The sequence below is a fragment of the Sorangiineae bacterium MSr11367 genome (assembly GCA_037157805.1).
GTDB lineage: Bacteria > Myxococcota_A > Polyangia > Polyangiales > Polyangiaceae > Pendulispora > Pendulispora rubella.
In genome coordinates this window covers 7,598,191-7,617,112 of the sequence record CP089983.1, presented here as the reverse complement: position 1 = coordinate 7,617,112, position 18,922 = coordinate 7,598,191, and the positions used below count along the sequence as shown (strand labels likewise).

Genomic DNA, 18,922 nt, shown 5'->3' with positions numbered 1-18,922 from the left:
CCATGCATGCCGGCAATGATTATGCGTATCATCGATGAAATGAGGGATCGGAGGGGTGATCGAACCGATCATCTGACCTGATCCGGACGATCATCACGCTGCGCGCCAATCCGCGAACGGAACAGTCGGTTGGCTGTTCCTGATTTGCAACTTGATGGCAGCCGAGCAGCGGCAGCGGAACAATCCCGGCGGGGCCGGTGCCCTTGTCCATTGCTCGAGAAAGGATCGCCGGAGGTCGTGGCGTCCCTTCCTTTCTGAACCACACATTGCGCCGGTCCCGCCGGTTCGGTTTCGCTGCCGCGCTTCAAGCAGGACGATGATTCGAAATGGGAACGTTTCGCCGAAAGACACCTTCGCCAAGATGCCAAGACCCACATCGTCATCCAAACCGGGGTGGCGGCGACGAAGATCAAAGAGTTCGAGGACCGGCTTCGCGAAACGCTTGCCGACGGGCGGCTCTCCCGTGGGGAGCGCAAGATGCTCGACGAAACGCTGCGCGAGTCGGAGTTCTGCTGCAGCGAGCTCGCGCTTCTGCGCGGGCGCGCCTTCACCATTGCCAAGTCGCAGCTGAGCGATCCGCATGCGCGGCGCATGGTGGAATGGCTGGAAGAGGTGATGGGCCTTTTGGCCGACGACACGTTCCGCGCCCAGGCACGACGCCACAAGCAGTTGAGCGACGCGTTTTTCAGCCCCGGCAACCAATGCCTGGGCGCCGTTCTCTCGGGGTTCAAGAATGCGCGCGCCAAGGTCGATGTGTGCGTATTCACCATCACCGACGATCGCATTGCCGAGACGATTCTCTCGGCCCACCGCCGCGGGACACTGATCCGCATCGTGACGGACAACGACAAGGCGTGCGACGAAGGTTCCGACGTGGCGAGGCTCCAGCAGGCAGGCATCCCGGTGCGTGTCGACCGGACCGAGTTCCACATGCACCACAAGTTCGCGCTGTTCGACGACGAATCGCTACTCAACGGCAGCTACAACTGGACGCGCACCGCGTCGTCGAAGAACGACGAGAACCTGGTCATGACGCGCGATTCCTACCTCGTGCAAAAATTCTCGGCGCACTTCGAGAAGCTCTGGTCCAAGTTGGCCTGAGCCGGACGATAGCCATTAGATATATTTGCTCGCCTCGCGGAGCGTGAGGCCCGACATGCGCTCGCGGTGCTTCGCCACGAAGGCGCGCACCAGGTCCGGGCTCTTTTTCGAGGTCTCGCGCAAGACCCAGCCGATGGCCTTGCGGATGAAGAACTCCGTCTCGTCGAGCAGCGGGGTGGCCATCTCTTCGAAGAGTCCAAAGTCGCCACCGCCTGCGCGAAGGGCGTCGTGTTGGGCGAGAAGTGCGGTGCGGCGCACCCAGAAGTCTTCGTCGCGCGACCATGTGCGAAGGAGGCGGGGCATCGTCCGTTGGTTCTGGACGGTGGGGCCAATCACCTTGATCGCGAGCCAATCGACATGGGCCCAGCCTGGAGATTTCCGCACCAGCTCGAGAAGCCACGGTACGTCGCCCAAGGCGAGGAGTTCGCGTCGCCGCTCCAACACCGCGATGCCCGCCGAGCGCAGATCGTGAAAGTTCGTATCGAAGAGCGCTTCGGTAACCGACCGCAAGGACGCGGCGTCGAGCTCGTGGGCCCGCACGAACTCGGCGGCGGCTTTGCGCACGAAAGGAAGGTTCACGCCATGAAAATCGAGCGCGCTCTTCAAATATTTCTTCTCGTAGTGTGCTCGCTCGATGTCGCCCGCCGACCGAAAACGCGAGCGAAAGAAACGCACCGCGACGGACCCGTCCATGGTGCGCACAATAGTCCGAAGCCGTGCAGAACCGTGTACATTCTCTCCGTGCAATGAACGCGCGTGTCGCATCGCTTCTCCCTTCTGCCACCGAGATTGTCTGCGCCGTCGGCGCACGCGATGAGCTCGTGGGCATTTCGCACGAGTGCGATTTCCCGTCCGGCCTCGAAGGCCTGCCCATTCTCACGCGCGCCCGTCTCCGGGCTAGCCAAGGTTTGGGCCGGTCGAGCCGCGACATCGATGCGGAGGTTCGCTCGATCCTGGAGAATGCGCTCTCGGTCTATGAAATCGAGCTCGATCGTCTGGAGGCGGCCCAGCCCGACGTCATCGTCACGCAAGACCTTTGCGAGGTGTGCGCCGTTTCGCTGGACGACGTGAAGGCGGCGGTGGCGCGGCTCGCGAAAAAGGACGTGCGCATCGTCAACCTGCACCCGACCCACCTCGACGACATCTGGTCGGACATTCTCCGCGTGGCCGATGCCCTCGGCCGGGCCGAGCAAGGTGTTCGCGCCATCTTCGCGCTGCGGGGCCGCACCAACGAGATCGAGCAGCGGAGCGCCCGGGCCGCGCTCGCGGAGCGCCCGCGCGTGCTGTCGGTGGAGTGGATGGATCCGGTGATGATCGGGGGCATGTGGATGCCCGAGCTCATCGCCATGGCCGGTGCAAATCCGTTGGCGACCAAGCCCGGCGATCATGCACCCACGCTGACGCGCGAAGCCCTCGCCGCGCTGTCGCCCGACGTGGTCCTGGTGAAGCCGTGCGGCTTTTCCCTGGAGCGAACCCTCGAGGAGTTGGACGTGCTGCGGGCGGCGCTGCCGTGGGACACGTGGAGGGCCGTTCGCGAGGGGCGCGTGTTCATCGCGGATGGCAATGCGTATTTCAATCGACCCGGCCCGCGCATCGTCGAGTCGCTCGAGATTCTCGCGGCGTGCGCCCACCCGGACGAGTTCCCGGATTTTCGCCACCGTCACCGCGAGACCGTGGTGCGGCTCGACGCGGCTCTCGCGCGGCACGCGTTCGATGCCGATCTTTCAGCGTGAATTGGCCATCGACTCGAACGGCCATGGCTCGCGGCCCGGCGCCTCGAGCCAGTGGTTGGCGATGCTCTGGGCGATGCGCCACGGCTCACCGCCGGCGCGGTTGGTCAGCACGATCACCGTGAGGCGCTGCGCCGGGTAGCGCACGATTGCGTTGGTGAAGCCGCATGTTTCCCCGTGGTGCGTGAGGCGAGGTCGCCCGGCGTCCTGGTCGACGAACCAGCCGAACCCGTAGTGTGCGGATGCGCCACCGGGCAACGGCGCCGAGGCAAAGGCTTCGCGCTGGCCCGCCTCGCCGAGCAGGGTGTGCTTCTCGAGGGCCCGATCCCATGCGGCCAAATCGACCACCGATGAATACACGCCGCCGTCGCCCAACACCGCGCTCGTAGGACTCTGATCGCGCGGGCGCAGGCGACCCGCCTCGGGGGCGTACCCGTAGGCGCGCCGTGGAACCGTGGAAATGCCCGCCTCGTAGGCCACCGTGCCGCGCATGCCCGCGGGCTCGAAAATGCGCTCCCGCAGGAACACCGCGAACGACTTTCCGCTCACCTGCTCGACCACGCGGGCGAGCACCGCGTATCCAGAATTGCTGTACCGCACCTGGGTGCCTGGCTCGAAGCGCATGCGGCCGGCCTGCGCCACCAAACGGACCACGTCCGCGTCTTTGACTTGAACGGTGGAATTCTCGGGAACGAAGTCCTCGTAATCCCATATGCCCGAGGTGTGATTCAGCAAATGCCGAATTCGCACTTGCCGTGCATCATCGGGAAACCCCGGTAGGACGTCGACCACGCGGTCGTCGTAACGAAGCTTTCCATCGGCGACCAGGAGCATGACGGCCATGGCGGTGAACTGCTTGGTCAGCGAGGCCAGTCGGTAATTCGTCTCCACCGTCGCGGCGGTGTGCGTTTGGACTTCGGCGAGCCCGTAGGCGCGGGAAAACGCGATTCGGCCATCGTGGATCACGACCACGCTGGCGCCTGGTCCGTCGGGTTTCGCGTAGTCGGCCATGAGGCCATCCACCGTGGGCGCGGGGTCGGGCGTCTTCGCCGGCCGGGCACAACCGGCGCACGCAAGCCACGTCATCAGCACGACCAACCAACGGGACGCCATGCCCGCATCTATAGACCATCATGTCCGAGAAAAGCGTATCCTCGAGGTATGCGGGGGAACGCCGCCGAGATCTTCGTCGGCCTCGACGTGCCGAGGCATCGCATCACGCCGACGACCCGATTCCGGAGCACGTGGCTCGTGGCCTCGCAAAATGCACTGCGCGATTGCGGCTTTTTCGACCGCTATTCCGAGCTTCTGCCCCCCGCGCATCGCGAGGCGCTTCTAACCTCCGTCGTGGGCATGTGGCTGCCCAGCGACGTGGTCGTCGCGCACTATACGGCGTGCGATCGACTCGCTCTCACTTCGGCCGAGCGCGATGCCATCGCCCGCGCGTTGGTGCGCCCCGGCACCAGCACCTTGTTCTCCGTCACTGGCCATTTGGCGAGGCAGGTGGGCGTCACACCCTGGACGCCACTGGCTCATTTGCGTCGCCTCTGGGACCGGCTGTGCGACGGCGGCGCGGTGGTCGTCTACAAAGAGGGACCGAAGGAGGTGCGCGTGGAGCTCCTCGGCCTCACGATCGCGCATATTCCATATTTCCGCTCGACCTTGCGCGAGCTCGCCCTATCCGTGGGCAAGTTGTTTTGCTCGACCCTTTACGTCAAAGAGATCTACGACGAAGCTCAGCCGACAACCTTGGTGTTTCGCGGTTCTTGGGTGTGACAACGCGTGTGATCACGCCATTTCGAAGAAGCGCGAGTGAATGGCCACGGCGGCGAGCAATCCGACCTCCCGATCGATATCGTCTTTTGTGACCACGCTGAAGCGATCGCGCATGCTGCGTACTTTGAAGATCTCGAGGACGGTACTCCCCGAGGCGTCTTTGCACTGAAATACACCGCGGAACATCCCGGCGTTGGCGGTGTACTCCGTCTCGCCGATGAACAGCGAGAGGGTCTTCTCCACCGCTACCGCTGGAAAATGCAGGCTCGCCAGCACGTTGCCATTCGCCGCGCGGATGCGGAACCGCGTCTTGGTGAAGTTTCCTCGGAGCGTGGCGAGCGATGTGCCGGTCTCCTCGACGAGCGAGAACGAAGGGAACACCCTCATGAGGGCGCCCTTCACGGTCATGAGCACCTCACTCGATCCTGGTTGGGTGATGTCGTAGTTCGTGGCGAGCGCCATGAAGCGCTGGGTGACGACAAATTGACACATCGAGTTCTCCCCGGAGATGAACGTCGAAGCGAGTCCATCCTGGCTTCATTCTTCGTGCCAGGCTGCTCGATCCCGATTGGTAAGAGTCCTAACGAAATAATGACGCGCATTTGCCGATGTGCGTCATTGTGGTTGCCGTTCCGGCCGCCCGCGAGCCCAGGACTCCTGCGCGTTCATGGGAGATCTGGCTCGATCCAGTCGACGTAGGGATACCTCTCGGACAAGAAGTTACAACGAGCGACAGGTGTGAGGTGGGGCGCCCGGTATGCCTCGAGAGGTCATGCCGACAGCGTCCAAACGAGGGGCCGCGTGGCCCATTCTGGCGGGGGTGATCATCGCGATCATCACGTGGGCAAAATGCACGCTGATTCGGAGCGGCCCCGATCTCGAGCCCGACGCCTACGGCCACGCCCTGGCGGCCCGGCGGATGTGGCTCGATCCGTTCGACATGGGCGTGCACTGGGTGTGGCTTCCGCTCGGTCATGTGATGCATACGCTCTCGTTCGCACTTGGTTACGGGATGAACGGTATTCGGTATGCGAATGCCATCTTCACGTCGTGCCTTTGCGCGTTGCTTGCGGCGTGCCTAACGGGTATTTCGCGCGGCCAGGGACTCACGCGCCGCGCGCTGCCTTTTCTCGCGGCGGGCATTTTGGCCTTGAGTCCCATCGCGCTGGTCATCGGCGAGGCGGGCGCGCTGGAGCCTCTTTTCGCGTGCCTCGTGCTCGCGACCCTCCTCGCATGGCGACGCGGCGGCGCTTTCGGCGCGCTGCTCGCGGGGGGCTTTGCCGCGGCGGCGGCGTTGCTTCGGTACGAAGGTTGGGTCCTGCCTATCGTCTTGTTCGCGTCATGGTGGCATCGCGGGCGAACCATTTCGCGGGCGGTGGCGTGGGGGCTTCCCGGTCTCGCCATCGGCGGGTACCTGTACGCGCGTGCCTCGCTGGCCTTCGTGCACGAGAATCTCGTGTTCGCGCGCGGCTTCTTCGAGTCCGCGGAGCAGCGATGGCCAGTGCGTCCGCACCCACTGTGGATGTCACTCTGGTATGCGCTCGTCGTTCCGGCCATCGATCTCGGGCCGCTCGTCCTCTTTGCCATGGCGGGGGCGCGCTGGACCTTGCGAAGGCCGCCCATCGTCTGGCGGGCTGCCCTTCTGGCCATATTGGCCTTTCTCACGGTCGGATTCGTCGCACGCCAACACCTCGGTCTGTTGCGGCATGCGCTGTCCTTTGCACCGTTGTATGCGACGGCGGCCGCCGCGGGCATCCTCCGCGTGGCGGTGTACCTCCGGCGGCGCCATTTCGTGCGCCGTGTTTCGCTCGAGCACGTGGCCTTCGGGCTTGCGGGGGCGGCGCTTTTTCTTCTCGCCGCCACCCGCACCCTTCCGACCTTCGTCGGGCAGCTCGACAAGCACGCCACGGGGTACCAAGGCGCGTACCGGACGGCGATGGCGCTTCGAGAGCGTTTCACCGCTTCGACCGTCGTTCACTGCGACGAGACGGCGGTCGAGACCTTGTCGGAGCTACCGCCGGCGGCGTTCGTGCGATGGCAAATGCCCGATACGCAATTTTATAATCTGTCCGTGGAGCTTCAATCGGGAAAGCGACCCCTCGTCGTCACCACGGCCGAACGGGCACGTCACCTGCGCGATCGATGTCGAACGCTCTACGAAGACGGCAACCTCGTGATCCTCGAATACGAGGGCGTGGCGCTCGACACGACGGCCCGCGGCCGGTAAATCCATGCGAAGCACCGGATGAAATTCACCAAGTACCAGCGCTTCGTCGTCGCCATCTTGGCGTTCCTGCAGTTCACGGTCGTACTCGACTTCGCCATCCTTTCGCCGCTCGGCGCGCTGCTGTTGCAGGAACTTCGTATTTCTACGGTGCAATTCGGTCTGGTCGTCTCGATGTATGCGTTTGCCGCCGGCGGTTCCGGCTTTCTTGCGGCCGGGTTCGCCGACAAGTTCGATCGCAAAAAGATTCTGCTGTTTTTTTACGCTGGCTTCATCGTAGGTACGCTCTTGTGCGGCATTGCCACCGGCTACCGCTCCCTGCTGATCGCGCGGACGGTGACCGGCTTGTTCGGCGGCGTCCTCGGTTCGATAAGTTCGGCCATCGTTGCGGACTTGTTTCCGTTCGAGATGCGCGGCCGGGTCATGGGCTCCGTGCAGATGGCCCTCGCCGCGGCCCAGGTGTTGGGCATTCCCCTGGGGCTTTACCTCTCGAACCGGTTCGGTTGGCATTCGCCGTTCTTGATGATCGTGCTGGTGAGCATTCCCATTTGGGTGATGATGCTGCTCCGCCTGAAGCCCATCGACGATCATATCGTGCTTCAGAAGGTGGCCCCCTCGGAGGTGAGTCCGCTGAAACACGTTTTGGGGACGTTTTCCAAACCGCATTACCTCTGGGCGTTCGGCAGCACCATGTTGCTGACGACGGGCGGCTACATGCTCATGCCGTTCGCCAGTGCGTTCAGCGTGCACAATCTGGGTATTACGTTGAAGCAGCTTCCGCTCGTGTACGTGGTGACGGGCTTTGCCTCGATCATCACGGGCCCGATCATCGGGAAGATGAGCGACCGGGCGGAGAAGTACGCAGTGTTCGTCCTTGGTTCGATTCTGACGATGCCCCTCGTGGCTTGGTATTGCAACTTGGGGATCACGCCGCTCTGGCAGGTCATCGCGCTCAATGTCGTGTTGTTCACCACGGTGCTGCTGCGCATGATTGCGGCGCAGACTCTCTTGTCGGCCGTGCCGGACGTGAACGATCGCGGGGCGTTCATGTCGGTGAATTCTTCGCTGCAACAGCTTGCGGGCGGCGTGGCCTCGTCGGTGGCCGGGCTCGTGGTGGTGCAAACGCCCGAGGGCAAGTTGACGGGCTACGAGGGCCTCGGCTTCGCGGTGACGTTCATCGTCACCTTGACCATCGTGTCGATGTACAAAGTGAATGCGCAATTGGCGAGCAACGGAGTCCTCGCCAGCGCACGCCCTCTGCGCGCCTGACGAGCGGACGTCGCGCGCCGCTGGTGGGCGGGCGATCCTGTCTGGGGGAGGCGCCAACCAGGGTGGGCGTGCAATTTCGCACGCAAGAGAGGGGCGGCGGTCGTGGCATTCGGGTTGCTCGGACTCGGAGCGTGGTACTCCTTCGCGGACTCGCGGTTGCCTCGATGGCGCTCAACCTGGTCGCCTGTTCATCCTCGTCGGATCGGAGTGAGCCGGGGCCGTCGTTCAAGGAGACGGTGCACCCGATTCTGGCGCAGAGCTGTTCGCTCACGGCGTGCCATGGGTCGAAGGAGTCGAATCTGGGGATTTACATTCCGTCGAGTCCCAACGATGTCCACGCGGCACTCCTGACCGCGAGCCCCACCGCGCGTGGTGCGCAATTCGTCGTGCCGGGCAATCCCGATGCGAGCTACCTGATGATGAAGATCGACGGGACGCAGGCGCAATTGGCGGCCACGTGCAGCGGCACCTGCGGTGCGCAGATGCCGCTCGACTTGCCCGCGCTCTCGGACACCGAGCGCGCGTCCATTCGCGCCTGGATCTTGGCCGGCGCCAAAAACGATTGAACGCGCGCCCGTCTCCCGGGGCTGCGGGCAGGCTCGCGCTTATTGCGCCACGATGCGGAAGGGAAACTTGTATTCTACACTGACAGGCCGACCCTGGTACATGATGGGTGTGTACTTGCGCGCCTGAAGGTTCGAGAGGATGACGTCATCCATGTAGGGCAATCCCTTGAGGATGCGGCAGTGGGTGACGCTGCCGGTGGCCGTGATGGTGCACGAGGCGAGCACCAGTCCTTCGACCTTGGCCGTGATGGCCTCGCGGGGTGGCGTAGGCACTTCGTCGCCCGAGAGAAGCGTGGGGCGCACCATGCCGGGGATGAATGGCAGTACGGTCTCGCCGCCCTCGGGCGCGCACGGCTGACCGGGACCTCCGCACGGCGGCGCCGTACCGCACGGGGGTTGCCCAAGGCCGCCGCAGGTGGAGGGGCCCGTTCCGGTTCCTCCAGGCGCACCGGTGGCGTCGCCGGTGCTGGGGCCGGGCTCCGCGTTCGAGCTGCTCGGCTGGCTGGGCGGTGGATCCCTTTCCACGGGCGGCGTTTCGCTTTCCAGGATGGCCGGCGACTTTTTCTGCGCAGGTTTGGGATGGACGCTCGGGTCCTGCACGGAGGGCAGCTTCGGTGGAGGTGGTGCTTGCAGGCGTGGCGGCTGCAGAAGCACGATTGGCGCAATTGGCTTCTCCAGCGCCTTGGGCTTGTGCACCGAAAGGTAAACACCGAGCCCCAAGACCGCCACGTGCACGGTCACCGAGACAATCGCCCCGCGGAAAAAGCCGCGGGAAGTAGGCTGGGCCCCACGGCCCAAAACCGAATCGAACATCGCGCACCTCGTGTGTCTGCGAAGTGAAGAGTGGAAATGAAACGAGCGAGACGAGCCAGCCTGGATGCATGACACGTCAGCGGTCAGACGCAACTCGTGATTACGTTCTTCAATCCATTTCGATCTCGGTCTTTTTAGCGTGCGCAGGGTGTTAGAAAATCGACGCTAATCGAAATTGGAGTCCGTTAAGCACGGCCGCGGCTCGTGCCGGTGACGATGCCGCCGGCGATCAGGTGGGCGAGGCGAAGTGGTTCGGGGATGTTTCCGTGGAGCGTGGTGGTGGCCACGATCTTTCGAGCCTCTTCGAGGGAAACGCCGGCGCGTTGCATCCACACCTTGGGGACTTTGGCGGCCGCCGCTCCCATTTTGGTCGCGCGTTGCAGGGCGCGGTGGGAAGGGCCCAGGGGCTCGAGGACGCCCGCGCGCTCGATGAGCTCCCACTTGCGCGCGGCACCCGGAACGCGCGGGCGCTCGTGCGGGCTGTCGCTGAAGAGGGCGCGACGCACGGCGTCCAAATCGGGGTGGCGGCGCACCACCACCACGACCGGGATGCCCAGCTCCTCGCGGAGGCTGTGGATATCGACCACGTTGAAGCCGCCTACGGCAATACCTTGCAAAAGAACGGCTTGCAGGTGCTCCTCGAATTGGCTCGCACGGACGAGGCGCACCATCTCGCGCGTCGAATCCGTGCCGTCGCGGCGGATGCGGCCACGCACCACCCCATCGAGCCGGGTGCCCGAGCAGACGGCGCCCACGAGGAGCACATCCCCTCGATGCTCCCGCGGAAAGGGGCCGTCGTCGAAGCCGATCACATTCATGTCGCCGCCTATTCATGTCACACTGCCGGTAACGGCCATGCAAGAGAAACAATCGAGTACGACGGCTTTGGGGGCCGCGGTGTTGCGTGCCTTGCATCAGGTTCTCGACCGCCCGCTGGTCTTCGACGATCCGCTGGCCACACGCATCACGGGCGAGGAGGAGCGCGCGGCGTTCTTGGCGCGGGGACTTACCCCGGACTCGCCCGCGGTCACCAACATGCGCGGCTTTTTGGCGGCGCGCAGCCGTTACGTCGAGGATGCCTTGGCCGTCGCTGCCTCGCGCGCGGTTCATCAGTACGTGGTGCTTGGCGCCGGGTTCGACACCTTCGGGTACCGCAATCCGCACGAGGGGCTGCGCATTTTCGAAGTCGACTATCCCGCAACGCAGGTTCGCAAGCGCGAGCTGCTCGCCAAAGCCGGTATCGCCATCCCGCCTTCGCTCGTGTACGTCCCGCTCGATTTCGAGACGGTGACGCTCGACGAGGGCCTCGCGCGGGCGGGCCTGGTTCGCTCCGAGCCGGTGTTCCTCTCGTGGCTCGGCGTCACGGCCTACCTCACCCGCGAGGCGGTGATGGGCACCGTGCAATTCATGAGCAAAATGGCGCCCGGCTCCGAAGTGGTTCTCGACTACATGGTGGACCCGCGGCGCTTCGACAAAGACTCCCGCGCGCTCTTCGACGACGCGGCGCCGCGCCTGCGCGCCGGCGGCGAAGCGTTCCTCAGCTTCTTCGATCCGGCGGAATTTCCGGCGGAAGTGAAGGCCCTCGGTTTTTCCCACGTCGAGTCCATCGAGCCCGACACGCTGCGCGAGAAGTATTTTCGCAATCGCACCGACGGCCTCGGCGTCTCGAACTTCGGGTGCCTCTTGCACGCCCGCGTCTAGGACACGCGGAGCGCAATCTCGAACGGGAAAGAAAGAGAAACCGCCAGGACGCCAGGGGGGCCGAGGGAAACGGCAATAAACCAAATGAGGGTTTATTGTTGGTTTACCTGGCGATCCTGGCGACTCTCTTTTGGCGATCCTGGCGATTTCTTCTTCTGTTGGTGACGCGAGCGATTGGCGGCCTATTTCGGCTCTCGCGCGGGGGGGCCGTAGTGGTGGACGTCGGCTTCGACGGAACGCGCGAGCGCGGCCGGTGGGCGTATTCCGTGGGCGCGAAAGGCCTTGGCCACGCGAAGGTGCACGTCGGTGGCGAAGGCCGATTCGTATTTGCAGTCGAAGACGTAGGGGCGCGCTTTCAGGTGCATGGCCACGTAGTCGTTCAGGATGACTTGCTTGGCCACGACCGGTACCGGCCTTTCGAGGTAGACATAAGGGCTGGTCAGGCACGCCTCGCGAATGAGTTCGGCCGCGAGCTCCGCGTCTTGGTCGACGCCGACGTAAAAGTCGAAGGGCGTCTGCATTTCCAAGGCCCCCCAGTTGCTGCTCGACGTGACGTCGGTGAGGACCTTGTTGTTCGGAATGGTAATCACGTTGTGATCGAGCGTATTCATGCGCACACTGCGAAGTCCTATCTTGAGGATTTCGCCGTATTGCCCCGCGAATTCCACCCGATCTCCCACTTGGAACGGGCGATCGAACATGATGGTGATGCCCGCGATGAAGGCGGCCACCAGATCGCGCATGGCAAAGCCGACGGCAAACGCGATGGTGCCGCCGATGACCGTGAGGGTCGCCGAGTCGAGCTTGACGCTCAGGGTGAGGCAGATGGCCAATGTCGCGATGTACGTGCTGAAGCGCGCGACCGATTCGTATTTCTGAATCGTGGGCCGGTGGTTGGCGAACCTCGTCCCGAGCCGATCGGATAATCGGGTGATGACGCGAAGTACGATGGCCGCGCCGACGATGGCAATGAGCGAAAAGAACAAGCCGCCCCAGCGCAGAAAGCTCGCGAGCTTCGTCACATCGGGGGCATCCTGCGCATGGGCCGCCACGGAGAACGTGGACCCGAGAGCAAAAGCGAAAAACGCGTGGGCCGTTCGTTTCATCGGGGGGCGACCAGAAGGTGACGGCGTTGGAGAAAGGTGGTGACCGCGCGGAACCAGGTCCACGTCATCGTGTAGCGGCCGCCGTGTTCCTCGACGTAGCCGCGTGCCAGCGCATAACGCAGCGTATCGGCCACGTCGGCGGCATCGAGCAAGGTGGCCTGCATGATGTCCGCGGGTCTGGCCGGCGCGAGCTGCAACACGGCGCGAAGGACGAAGACCGCGGAATCGGGCAAGCGCTGCAGGTCCGAGATGTCCAGCGTTTGAAAAAAGCGCACGTGCGCATTGCCATCCTCGTCCATGCCGAGCGATCGCCTCCACATGTGCAGCGCCACACCGGGGTTTCCTCCGGCGTAGTCCCAGAGCAATCGGTAGTAGCGGCCCGCGCGCTCGGCGAGGGCCTCTTGTTTGTCGATTTCGTCGGCGTTGGGCGGCAGCTTGTCGAGCAGGTGCTCGAACGAGGGTCCGAGTCCGGAGCTCTCCGTGCGGGCGCGAAGCAGCTCGACGATGGGCTCCTCGGGCCACGGCGACAGGCGAACGACGTCGTCGAAGAGCGGCCGCCGGCCGCGCGATCGCTGCAGGAAAAGCCAGAGTACTTCGTCCAGGGCGAGGACCCAGGTCGTGCTCGCACAATGCCGAATGGCCATCGCGAGCAACTCGTCGAACGGTGCCAGGCCGCCCATCACCGGTTTGACGAGGTGCTGAATGTCGTCCAAAAGAAGCGCCTTGGGGGCGGATTCGAGCGCCGCGTTCAGCGAGGAGGTACCGTCGGTGGGCACGGCGACGAGCACGGTCTCGGGGATCTGCTCGTGGATGCGCCGGAGCAGGGTGCTCTTGCCCATCCCGCGCTCGCCGACGATGAGAACGATGCCACCTTTTCCTTGGCGAATGCGCGCGAAGACTTGCTCGATGCGCTCGTCCAGGTCGGTGGCGATGAAGGTGCTCGAGCCGGCATCGGGCCCGAGGGCCTCGAACGTGGCGTCCGGGATGGGCGACGTGGGGAGCTCCGCGCGCTCGGCGCCCAGCTTGTCGAGCTCACGCCGGAACAGGTACGCGAGCACGCGCCGGGTGAGGTAGAAGCGCGCAATCCACGTGCGAACGAAGCGCACGGCGCCTTGTGCGAAGACGTGCACGCCGCCGGCGGTTGCCGCGAAGAAGCTTTTCCAGCCGGTTCGATTCTGCAGAACCCACTGCTCGAAGGCGGACTTCTTCCGCGTGCGCGAGGCGCGTTCGAAGACGACGTCGCGCCACCAGCGCACGAGGACGAGAAAGACCGGAATGGACGCGAGCCAGCACGTGGAAAGGACCCATTCGTAGATCGTGCCTTCGCCGACGAGCCTGGAGGTCAAGACGAGGGCCAGGCCGAAGGCGACGACCACGCGCCCCACGAGGCGGAGGGATCGCAGGCGGAGTGCTGCGGAGTCGTCCCGTTTGGCGGTGCCATCGTCGGATGCGAGCGCGTTGACGATGTTGACCGCGAGGGCGCCGCCCAAGATCCATTGGAGGCTCACCGCGGCGAGTTGGACCTCGAGGATCCCCACGGCTGCCGCGGGCAAGAGCCACGAAAGGACGATGGCCAGGGCGAGCCATTCGACGGGGCGATGGATCTGCCGCACGAACGCGATGGCGCGCGTGGCGACGGAAGGAACGGGGAGGCGCTCGATGCGATCGCGGGAGACAGCGCGCTCGTGCATCGAGGCGAGGATCTGCGGGGTGCGGCGGCGCACCGACGAGAAGGCGACGATGGCGAGGAGCCATTCGACGATGAGGAGGGCGCTCTTGCCGGGGCTTTGTCCGAGGGCCCGTGCGGGCTCGCGCAGGGCGAGGAGCCATTCGCCGATCGCGTGGCGGTGGTAGCGGAGGACCAGGACGAGGTGGCGCCATTCCGAGGCGGCTTGCTCGGCGCCGACTTCGCCGAAGCCGGTGATGGCATCGCGCTTGGCGGGCGAGAGGCTCGCGAGCAGGGCGAGGCGTTCGCGGTTGAGTGTGTCGACTTCGTCGAGGAGCTGCGAGGCGCGGGCATCGCGCAGTCGGTCTTCCTCCGCCGTGAGGCGCCGCGCTTCGGCCTCCACGCGGCTGCGTGCTTCGCGCGCGCTGGCGGCTTCGTCGACGGTGGACTCGATGTCGGCGAGGGGGTCGGGGCCCGCCGAGGGAACGTCGCTATGGCGCGAGGAGAGTGCGGTGAGGGCACCATCGAGCTGTCCTCGTGCGACGCGCAAGGTACCGCGCAGGTCGTCATAGGTGCGATCGGCCGTCTGCGCCGGCGCACCCGGTGCACGTGCTTCGCGGGCACGGCGTTGCCAGGTGAGCGTTTCCTCGTGGCCCTGGGTGATGGTGGCCTTACGTGCGGCGAGCTCTTTGTCGAAGAGGGTCTGGGCGCGCTGCACTTCGAGAAGGCGTGCGTACTCCTCGGAGACGAGCCGTTCGACCTCGGTGCGAGCGTCGCGCGCGGCCTGCAGTGCCTTTTGCCGCTCTTGCTCGGCATCGTGCTCGCGGCGGTCGGCATCGCTCGGCGGTGGTGGTGCGAGGGCCTTTTGCCGCTCGGTGTGTTCGGCGAGGAGGGATTCGCGGGCCGGCTTCGGCAAGCTGTAGAACGCGAGCCGTGCCCGATCGAGCTCGATGCGTGCGGTCCATAGGGGCGGGCCGGCGTCGATGGCCGCTTTGGGCTTGCGGGCAGCGGCATCGACGTCGCGCAACATGGCCGCGAGGCGTTTGCCTTCGAGGTCGACGGCGGCATCGTCGTCGATGCGCACGTCGAAGAGGGGGCTCGGGCTCGTTCGCGCATCGAGCTTGCCGGCGACGAGATCGCGTACCTGCTGCGCGGTCTGGCGTAGCGCCGCGGCGGCCGGGTCGATGGCCTCGGCGGCGTCCGCACCGGCGTCGCCGACCGAGGCGTCGGACCCCCCGTCAGGGGCGGCGTTGGCGCGGTGCGGGCAGGATAAGGCGGCCGTGAGGGCCGCCAGGAAGAGAACCGCTCGACATCGATCCAGCATGACGCTGCGACGCATGCCGGAGCAGTCGTATCACGGTCGTTGTTCTATTGGCAGAAACCGCCGACGCAGCCTTGACCTGGGCCGCAATCCGCATCGGATGAGCACGCGGTCGGGCCGGCATCCACGCCGCCATCGGGGTCGACGCCGCCATCGGGATCGACGCCACCGTCGGGGTCAACGCCACCATCGGGATCGACGCCACCATCGGGGTCGACGCAGACGCCTTCGACGCAGACCTGTCCCGGGCCACACGGTTCGGTCGAGGAGCAAACGGGGACGCCGCCATCGGTGTCCTCACTCGAAACGAGCGATGCGCTCGTCGAGGTTTGTCGATCATCGGTCGGGGCGCCTGCCACACCTGTCACGCAGTTGGCCAAACACGGAACCGCGAGAAGCGTGGCGACGAAATAGGCGAATTTCGAATGATTCATCGAAGCTCGGCGTTATCAAGTTTGGTGCCAACGTGAGGCAGGCGCGGGCATTGTGCGGCACTCGCAAGAATTTCCCAAGTTACGAGCCCGCGCCCGCTTCAATTGAGGCCGAAGGCGCCATCCTTCGCACCGAAGCCGCCTTTCCTGACTGGCCATGCTCGCGGCCACGGACGTGCTCATGCCCACCTCACCGAATGCGTGCGAGGACCGCCTTCGCGGTGCTGGAGAGCCCTCCAGGATCGAGATGCGCTTCGAGCGCGCGCAGTTCGGTGGTGCGTTGAAAAGCCTCGCGTCGATCGGCTTCGTCGAGGTCGTACCAGGCTGGGTGAAATTGCAACGTGCCATCGCGATCGCGCGCGCGGTGGGCTGCGGTCACGGCCTCGATGAGCAACTCGATCTCGGGGGTGCTCATGCCAACTCCGCCAGGCGAACGCCACGCCGCTCGAGGCATTGGGCCAAGAGCTTTCGAGCGCGCGTGAAGTTTTGGAGAAAGGTGTTCTTCTGCATCGACAGACGCCGCGCCAGCGCATCATCGCCTTCCGTGCCGCCGTGTTCGAGGCGTGCACGCAATGCGAGGGCGGGCTTTTCCGGAAGGTCGCGATGGCAATCCTCGATGAGGCGCCGCAGCATCGGATCGTGCGTGGCCGGCGTGGGCGCGGGGACATCGTCGATGTGCGCGTCGTGATCCCCGCGAAGGCGCCGCCGCTCGCTGATGGCGAGGTTGCGTGCGATGCGAACGGCCAGCCGAAGCAGGCCATTGGGCATCCCGTCGGGCTCGAACCGCGGGGCGACCTGCCAAACGCGCAAGAAGGCTTCCTGGACGATGGCCTCCGTATCCAGATGCGCCGCGAACGAGCGAAGGCTTTCGCGCACCGGCCGCTCGGCGCCGGCGAGCCAATGTCCGAAGGCATCGGAATTGCCCGCTCGAATGGCCGATGCATGGATATCGAGATCGTTCATGTGGATTCGAGCGTGATGCCCACGTTCTGGTTGTTCATGCGAAGCGCGATCCGCACGGGGCTCCGTGTTTCCGCGGTGTCGATGGCGATGGCTACGCGAAACGATACGCCGGGCTGTAGAAGTGCGGCTGTGGTCGTGAATCGAGGGTCGCATTTCGCGTGTGCGGGCTCACCGGAGTTGCGCGGGAAGAACAGCACGACCTCTTTCGGAAGCTCCCACTCGAGGGCATCGCCTTCGACGAGGACTTCGACCACGAGAAGATCCTTCACGCGCGTGACCCGTGTACCCCGCAGGGTACGCTCCCGCACGGATGCCGGGGTCTTGCGCCCGAAGAGTCGATCGAACCAGGAGACTGGCCTCGGTGCGGAGCGACTCGCCGGCCCCGCTGGGTCCTCCAAGCGGCCCCGGCGCTGCACCACGGGGCCGGCCGCGAGGAACCTCGCCGCCATCGCAGGGGCGCGCAATCCGAGGCCCTCCACGGACATGCCGTACGGCACGTGGTGCGGAATACGTTCGCGGCGCATCGGTGCCCGGGGATCGACGGTCTTCTCTTCGGAGATGGCGACCCACGAGGTCATGCGCGTCGCAATTCCAAATTGAAGGCCCGTCCGCTCGATGGCATCGTTGGACGATTCCGCATCGACGGCCGCCGCGGCCGCGCGCATTTCCAGATCTTCGACCAGCTCGCGACCGAAGAGCGCGACGATGGCCGGGTTGTCCGGCGCATGGGCAGGCGGAACCTCCAGGTGCTTCTCCCAGATGCCCGCGGTGGTGCGGCCACACACGCGAAGGCTGCCTCCTTCGGCGGACAAACGCAGGCTGGACAGCACGGGGGAGCTCGCAAGCAAGTCCGGAATTTTCTCGGTGGCGCACTGCACGAGTGCGGTCCCGGCGACTTCGACGTCGACCACGATGGGCATCGCCGTGCGGGCCACGAGGCGTTGGGCCGCGCGCTCGGGGTCTTCATCGAGACCGAGGATCAGTTCGGCCCCGCGCCCAGCGCGCGCTGCGGGCCCGGTGAGCGACCGATTGACCGCGGAGCCGACGCCGACCGTGTGCACGCGCGCCCCGCCGGGAAGGCACGCGAGAATCTCTCGCACGATCTCGGTCTCGAACCCGATCAGGCCATCGGTGACGAGGACGACCTGCCGTTGGCTCTCCGAGCGAAGCGGCCGCAGGGCCTCGCGAATGCCCGCGTGCATCTCCGTTCCTCCCGATGCGCGGAGGCGCGAGATCCATTCCAGGGCGCCGCGCCGCGCATCGCTCGTGACCGCGACGGCGCCTTCCTGCCATCGGCGCGGCTCTTGGGAAAACTCGATCATCTCCAGCCGATCGCGCTCCGAGAGCGTCTGCACCAACGCCGCCGTCATGCGCTTCGCCTGTTCCAACGGCGCACCCGACATCGAACCGCTGGTGTCGAGCAACACGATGAGATCGCGTGGAAGCTCGCGGTGCCCCGGTACCTTCGGCGGCACCAAGGTCAGCAGCCCGAATGCGTTTTCGTGCCCAGGCGCCCGAGTGATGTCCAGCGTGCACCCCACGTCGGGCGCGGCGACCGGCCATCGAACGACCACGTCTCGATCGAGCGACGCGTGGGCGAGTGTGACGTGGCCGTCGTCGTCGCGTTGAATGGGATGCGAAGGCGATTCCGGCTTTCTATCGTCGAGCGCATCGCGGATGCGCAGCGACAGCGCCGCGCCGACCGGTTGCGATTCGGTCATCGCTTGCACGATCGCCGAGGCATCGGCCACGCGCCCTTCGGCGCCGAGGTAGCGTGGCGCCACCGCCAAGGGAAATCGCCATTCCCACGCGCCCTCGTCGTTCCACACGAGGCGCTGATCGATGGTCAGCTCGGCGATGACCTCGGCGCCCGGCGGGATGTTCCCAAGGTGCTGCGTGAAAAGACTCGAGCGTTCCTCGTCGATGCGCGCGGCCGTTTTTCCCTCGAGGATGGCCGCCTCGAACCGCTCGCGCGCGGCGCTGCGGCGATCGATTTCGCCGATGATGCGGCGCTCTCCGATGCGAAAAGCAAAGGCCGACACCGCCGCGTCCCAGGGTAGGGGGAACGAATACGTCACCGACAGCGGCTCGCTGTGGGGATTGCAAAAGTGCTGCTCCAGCTTCACGCGGGCCAAACCGCCGCATGCATCCGCTTCCACGCGAATTCCCGTGAGCGTCAGGCTGCTACCGGCTGTCGACATGACCATGGGACGACCTCTCTTTCACCGGACCAACGCAGGGGCCCTCCCTTTAGT

General features: G+C 65.3%; 19 protein-coding genes. 7 read left to right on the top strand and 12 right to left on the bottom strand.

Going from position 1 to position 18,922, the window contains the following annotated elements:
* Positions 1-28: 28 nt before the first annotated feature.
* Positions 29-211: a hypothetical protein gene (locus tag LVJ94_29460; protein ID WXB01035.1), complete on the bottom strand. Its 183-nt coding sequence runs from the start codon at positions 209-211 to the stop codon at positions 29-31.
* Positions 212-393: 182 nt separating this feature from the next.
* Between LVJ94_29460 and LVJ94_29455 the strand changes: the two genes are divergently transcribed.
* Positions 394-1,101, top strand: a complete 708-nt coding sequence (locus tag LVJ94_29455) for a phospholipase D-like domain-containing protein (GenBank protein ID WXB01034.1) — start codon at positions 394-396, stop codon at positions 1,099-1,101.
* 15 nt (positions 1,102-1,116) lie between these two features.
* Here LVJ94_29455 and LVJ94_29450 read toward each other — a convergent pair whose 3' ends face one another.
* On the bottom strand, positions 1,117-1,794 hold the full coding sequence (locus LVJ94_29450; GenBank protein ID WXB01033.1) for a DNA alkylation repair protein: 678 nt from the start codon (positions 1,792-1,794) through the stop codon (positions 1,117-1,119).
* Positions 1,795-1,847: 53 nt separating this feature from the next.
* Here LVJ94_29450 and LVJ94_29445 point away from each other — a divergent pair, with 53 nt between their 5' ends.
* On the top strand, positions 1,848-2,834 hold the full coding sequence (locus LVJ94_29445) for an ABC transporter substrate-binding protein (GenBank protein ID WXB01032.1): 987 nt from the start codon (positions 1,848-1,850) through the stop codon (positions 2,832-2,834).
* On the opposite strand, the gene LVJ94_29440 is transcribed toward LVJ94_29445, so the two are convergent.
* The gene (locus LVJ94_29440) at positions 2,826-3,944 is read right to left on the bottom strand and encodes a beta-lactamase family protein (protein ID WXB01031.1); all 1,119 of its coding nucleotides are present in this window, start codon (positions 3,942-3,944) and stop codon (positions 2,826-2,828) included. The genes LVJ94_29445 and LVJ94_29440 overlap by 9 nt on opposite strands.
* Positions 3,945-3,992: 48 nt before the next feature.
* Between LVJ94_29440 and LVJ94_29435 the strand changes: the two genes are divergently transcribed.
* Entirely contained in the window at positions 3,993-4,607 is a 615-nt protein-coding gene (locus LVJ94_29435) for a hypothetical protein (protein WXB01030.1), read from the top strand.
* A 12-nt stretch (positions 4,608-4,619) separates the two neighbouring features.
* Here LVJ94_29435 and LVJ94_29430 read toward each other — a convergent pair whose 3' ends face one another.
* Positions 4,620-5,099 carry a hypothetical protein gene (locus LVJ94_29430; protein WXB01029.1) on the bottom strand — a complete coding sequence of 160 codons (480 nt, stop codon included), beginning with the start codon at positions 5,097-5,099 and terminating at the stop codon, positions 4,620-4,622.
* Between the two features lie 280 nt (positions 5,100-5,379).
* Here LVJ94_29430 and LVJ94_29425 point away from each other — a divergent pair, with 280 nt between their 5' ends.
* The 3 genes from LVJ94_29425 (at position 5,380) to LVJ94_29415 (ending at position 8,666) form a co-directional block, all read left to right on the top strand.
* On the top strand, positions 5,380-6,834 hold the full coding sequence (locus LVJ94_29425) for a hypothetical protein (GenBank protein ID WXB01028.1): 1,455 nt from the start codon (positions 5,380-5,382) through the stop codon (positions 6,832-6,834).
* An 18-nt stretch (positions 6,835-6,852) separates the two neighbouring features.
* Positions 6,853-8,100: an MFS transporter gene (locus LVJ94_29420; GenBank protein ID WXB01027.1), complete on the top strand. Its 1,248-nt coding sequence runs from the start codon at positions 6,853-6,855 to the stop codon at positions 8,098-8,100.
* Positions 8,101-8,231: 131 nt separating this feature from the next.
* Positions 8,232-8,666, top strand: coding sequence for a hypothetical protein (locus LVJ94_29415; protein ID WXB01026.1), 435 nt, complete (start codon positions 8,232-8,234; stop codon positions 8,664-8,666).
* Between the two features lie 39 nt (positions 8,667-8,705).
* Here the strand turns inward: LVJ94_29415 and LVJ94_29410 are convergent, their stop codons facing one another.
* Complete coding sequence (locus LVJ94_29410; GenBank protein WXB01025.1) at positions 8,706-9,479, bottom strand: energy transducer TonB; 774 nt, start codon at positions 9,477-9,479, stop codon at positions 8,706-8,708.
* Positions 9,480-9,664: 185 nt separating this feature from the next.
* Entirely contained in the window at positions 9,665-10,297 is a 633-nt protein-coding gene (locus LVJ94_29405; GenBank protein ID WXB01024.1) for a DUF99 family protein, read from the bottom strand.
* 37 nt (positions 10,298-10,334) lie between these two features.
* Here LVJ94_29405 and LVJ94_29400 point away from each other — a divergent pair, with 37 nt between their 5' ends.
* A complete protein-coding gene (locus LVJ94_29400; GenBank protein ID WXB01023.1) occupies positions 10,335-11,180 on the top strand; it encodes a class I SAM-dependent methyltransferase in 846 nt (281 codons plus the stop codon).
* A gap of 182 nt (positions 11,181-11,362) precedes the next feature.
* Here LVJ94_29400 and LVJ94_29395 read toward each other — a convergent pair whose 3' ends face one another.
* The 6 genes from LVJ94_29395 to LVJ94_29370 form a co-directional block, all read right to left on the bottom strand.
* Positions 11,363-12,286, bottom strand: a complete 924-nt coding sequence (locus tag LVJ94_29395; protein WXB01022.1) for a mechanosensitive ion channel family protein — start codon at positions 12,284-12,286, stop codon at positions 11,363-11,365.
* A complete protein-coding gene (locus LVJ94_29390) occupies positions 12,283-15,291 on the bottom strand; it encodes an AAA family ATPase (protein ID WXB01021.1) in 3,009 nt (1,002 codons plus the stop codon). Before LVJ94_29390 ends, LVJ94_29395 begins: the two co-directional genes overlap by 4 nt.
* Before the next feature lie 29 nt (positions 15,292-15,320).
* A complete protein-coding gene (locus LVJ94_29385) occupies positions 15,321-15,707 on the bottom strand; it encodes a hypothetical protein (GenBank protein WXB01020.1) in 387 nt (128 codons plus the stop codon).
* Between the two features lie 187 nt (positions 15,708-15,894).
* Positions 15,895-16,119 carry a hypothetical protein gene (locus LVJ94_29380; protein WXB01019.1) on the bottom strand — a complete coding sequence of 75 codons (225 nt, stop codon included), beginning with the start codon at positions 16,117-16,119 and terminating at the stop codon, positions 15,895-15,897.
* Complete coding sequence (locus LVJ94_29375; protein ID WXB01018.1) at positions 16,116-16,667, bottom strand: sigma-70 family RNA polymerase sigma factor; 552 nt, start codon at positions 16,665-16,667, stop codon at positions 16,116-16,118. The genes LVJ94_29380 and LVJ94_29375 overlap by 4 nt, the downstream gene beginning before the upstream one ends.
* Positions 16,664-18,874, bottom strand: coding sequence for a VWA domain-containing protein (locus tag LVJ94_29370; GenBank protein WXB01017.1), 2,211 nt, complete (start codon positions 18,872-18,874; stop codon positions 16,664-16,666). Before LVJ94_29370 ends, LVJ94_29375 begins: the two co-directional genes overlap by 4 nt.
* Positions 18,875-18,922 lie beyond the last annotated feature (48 nt).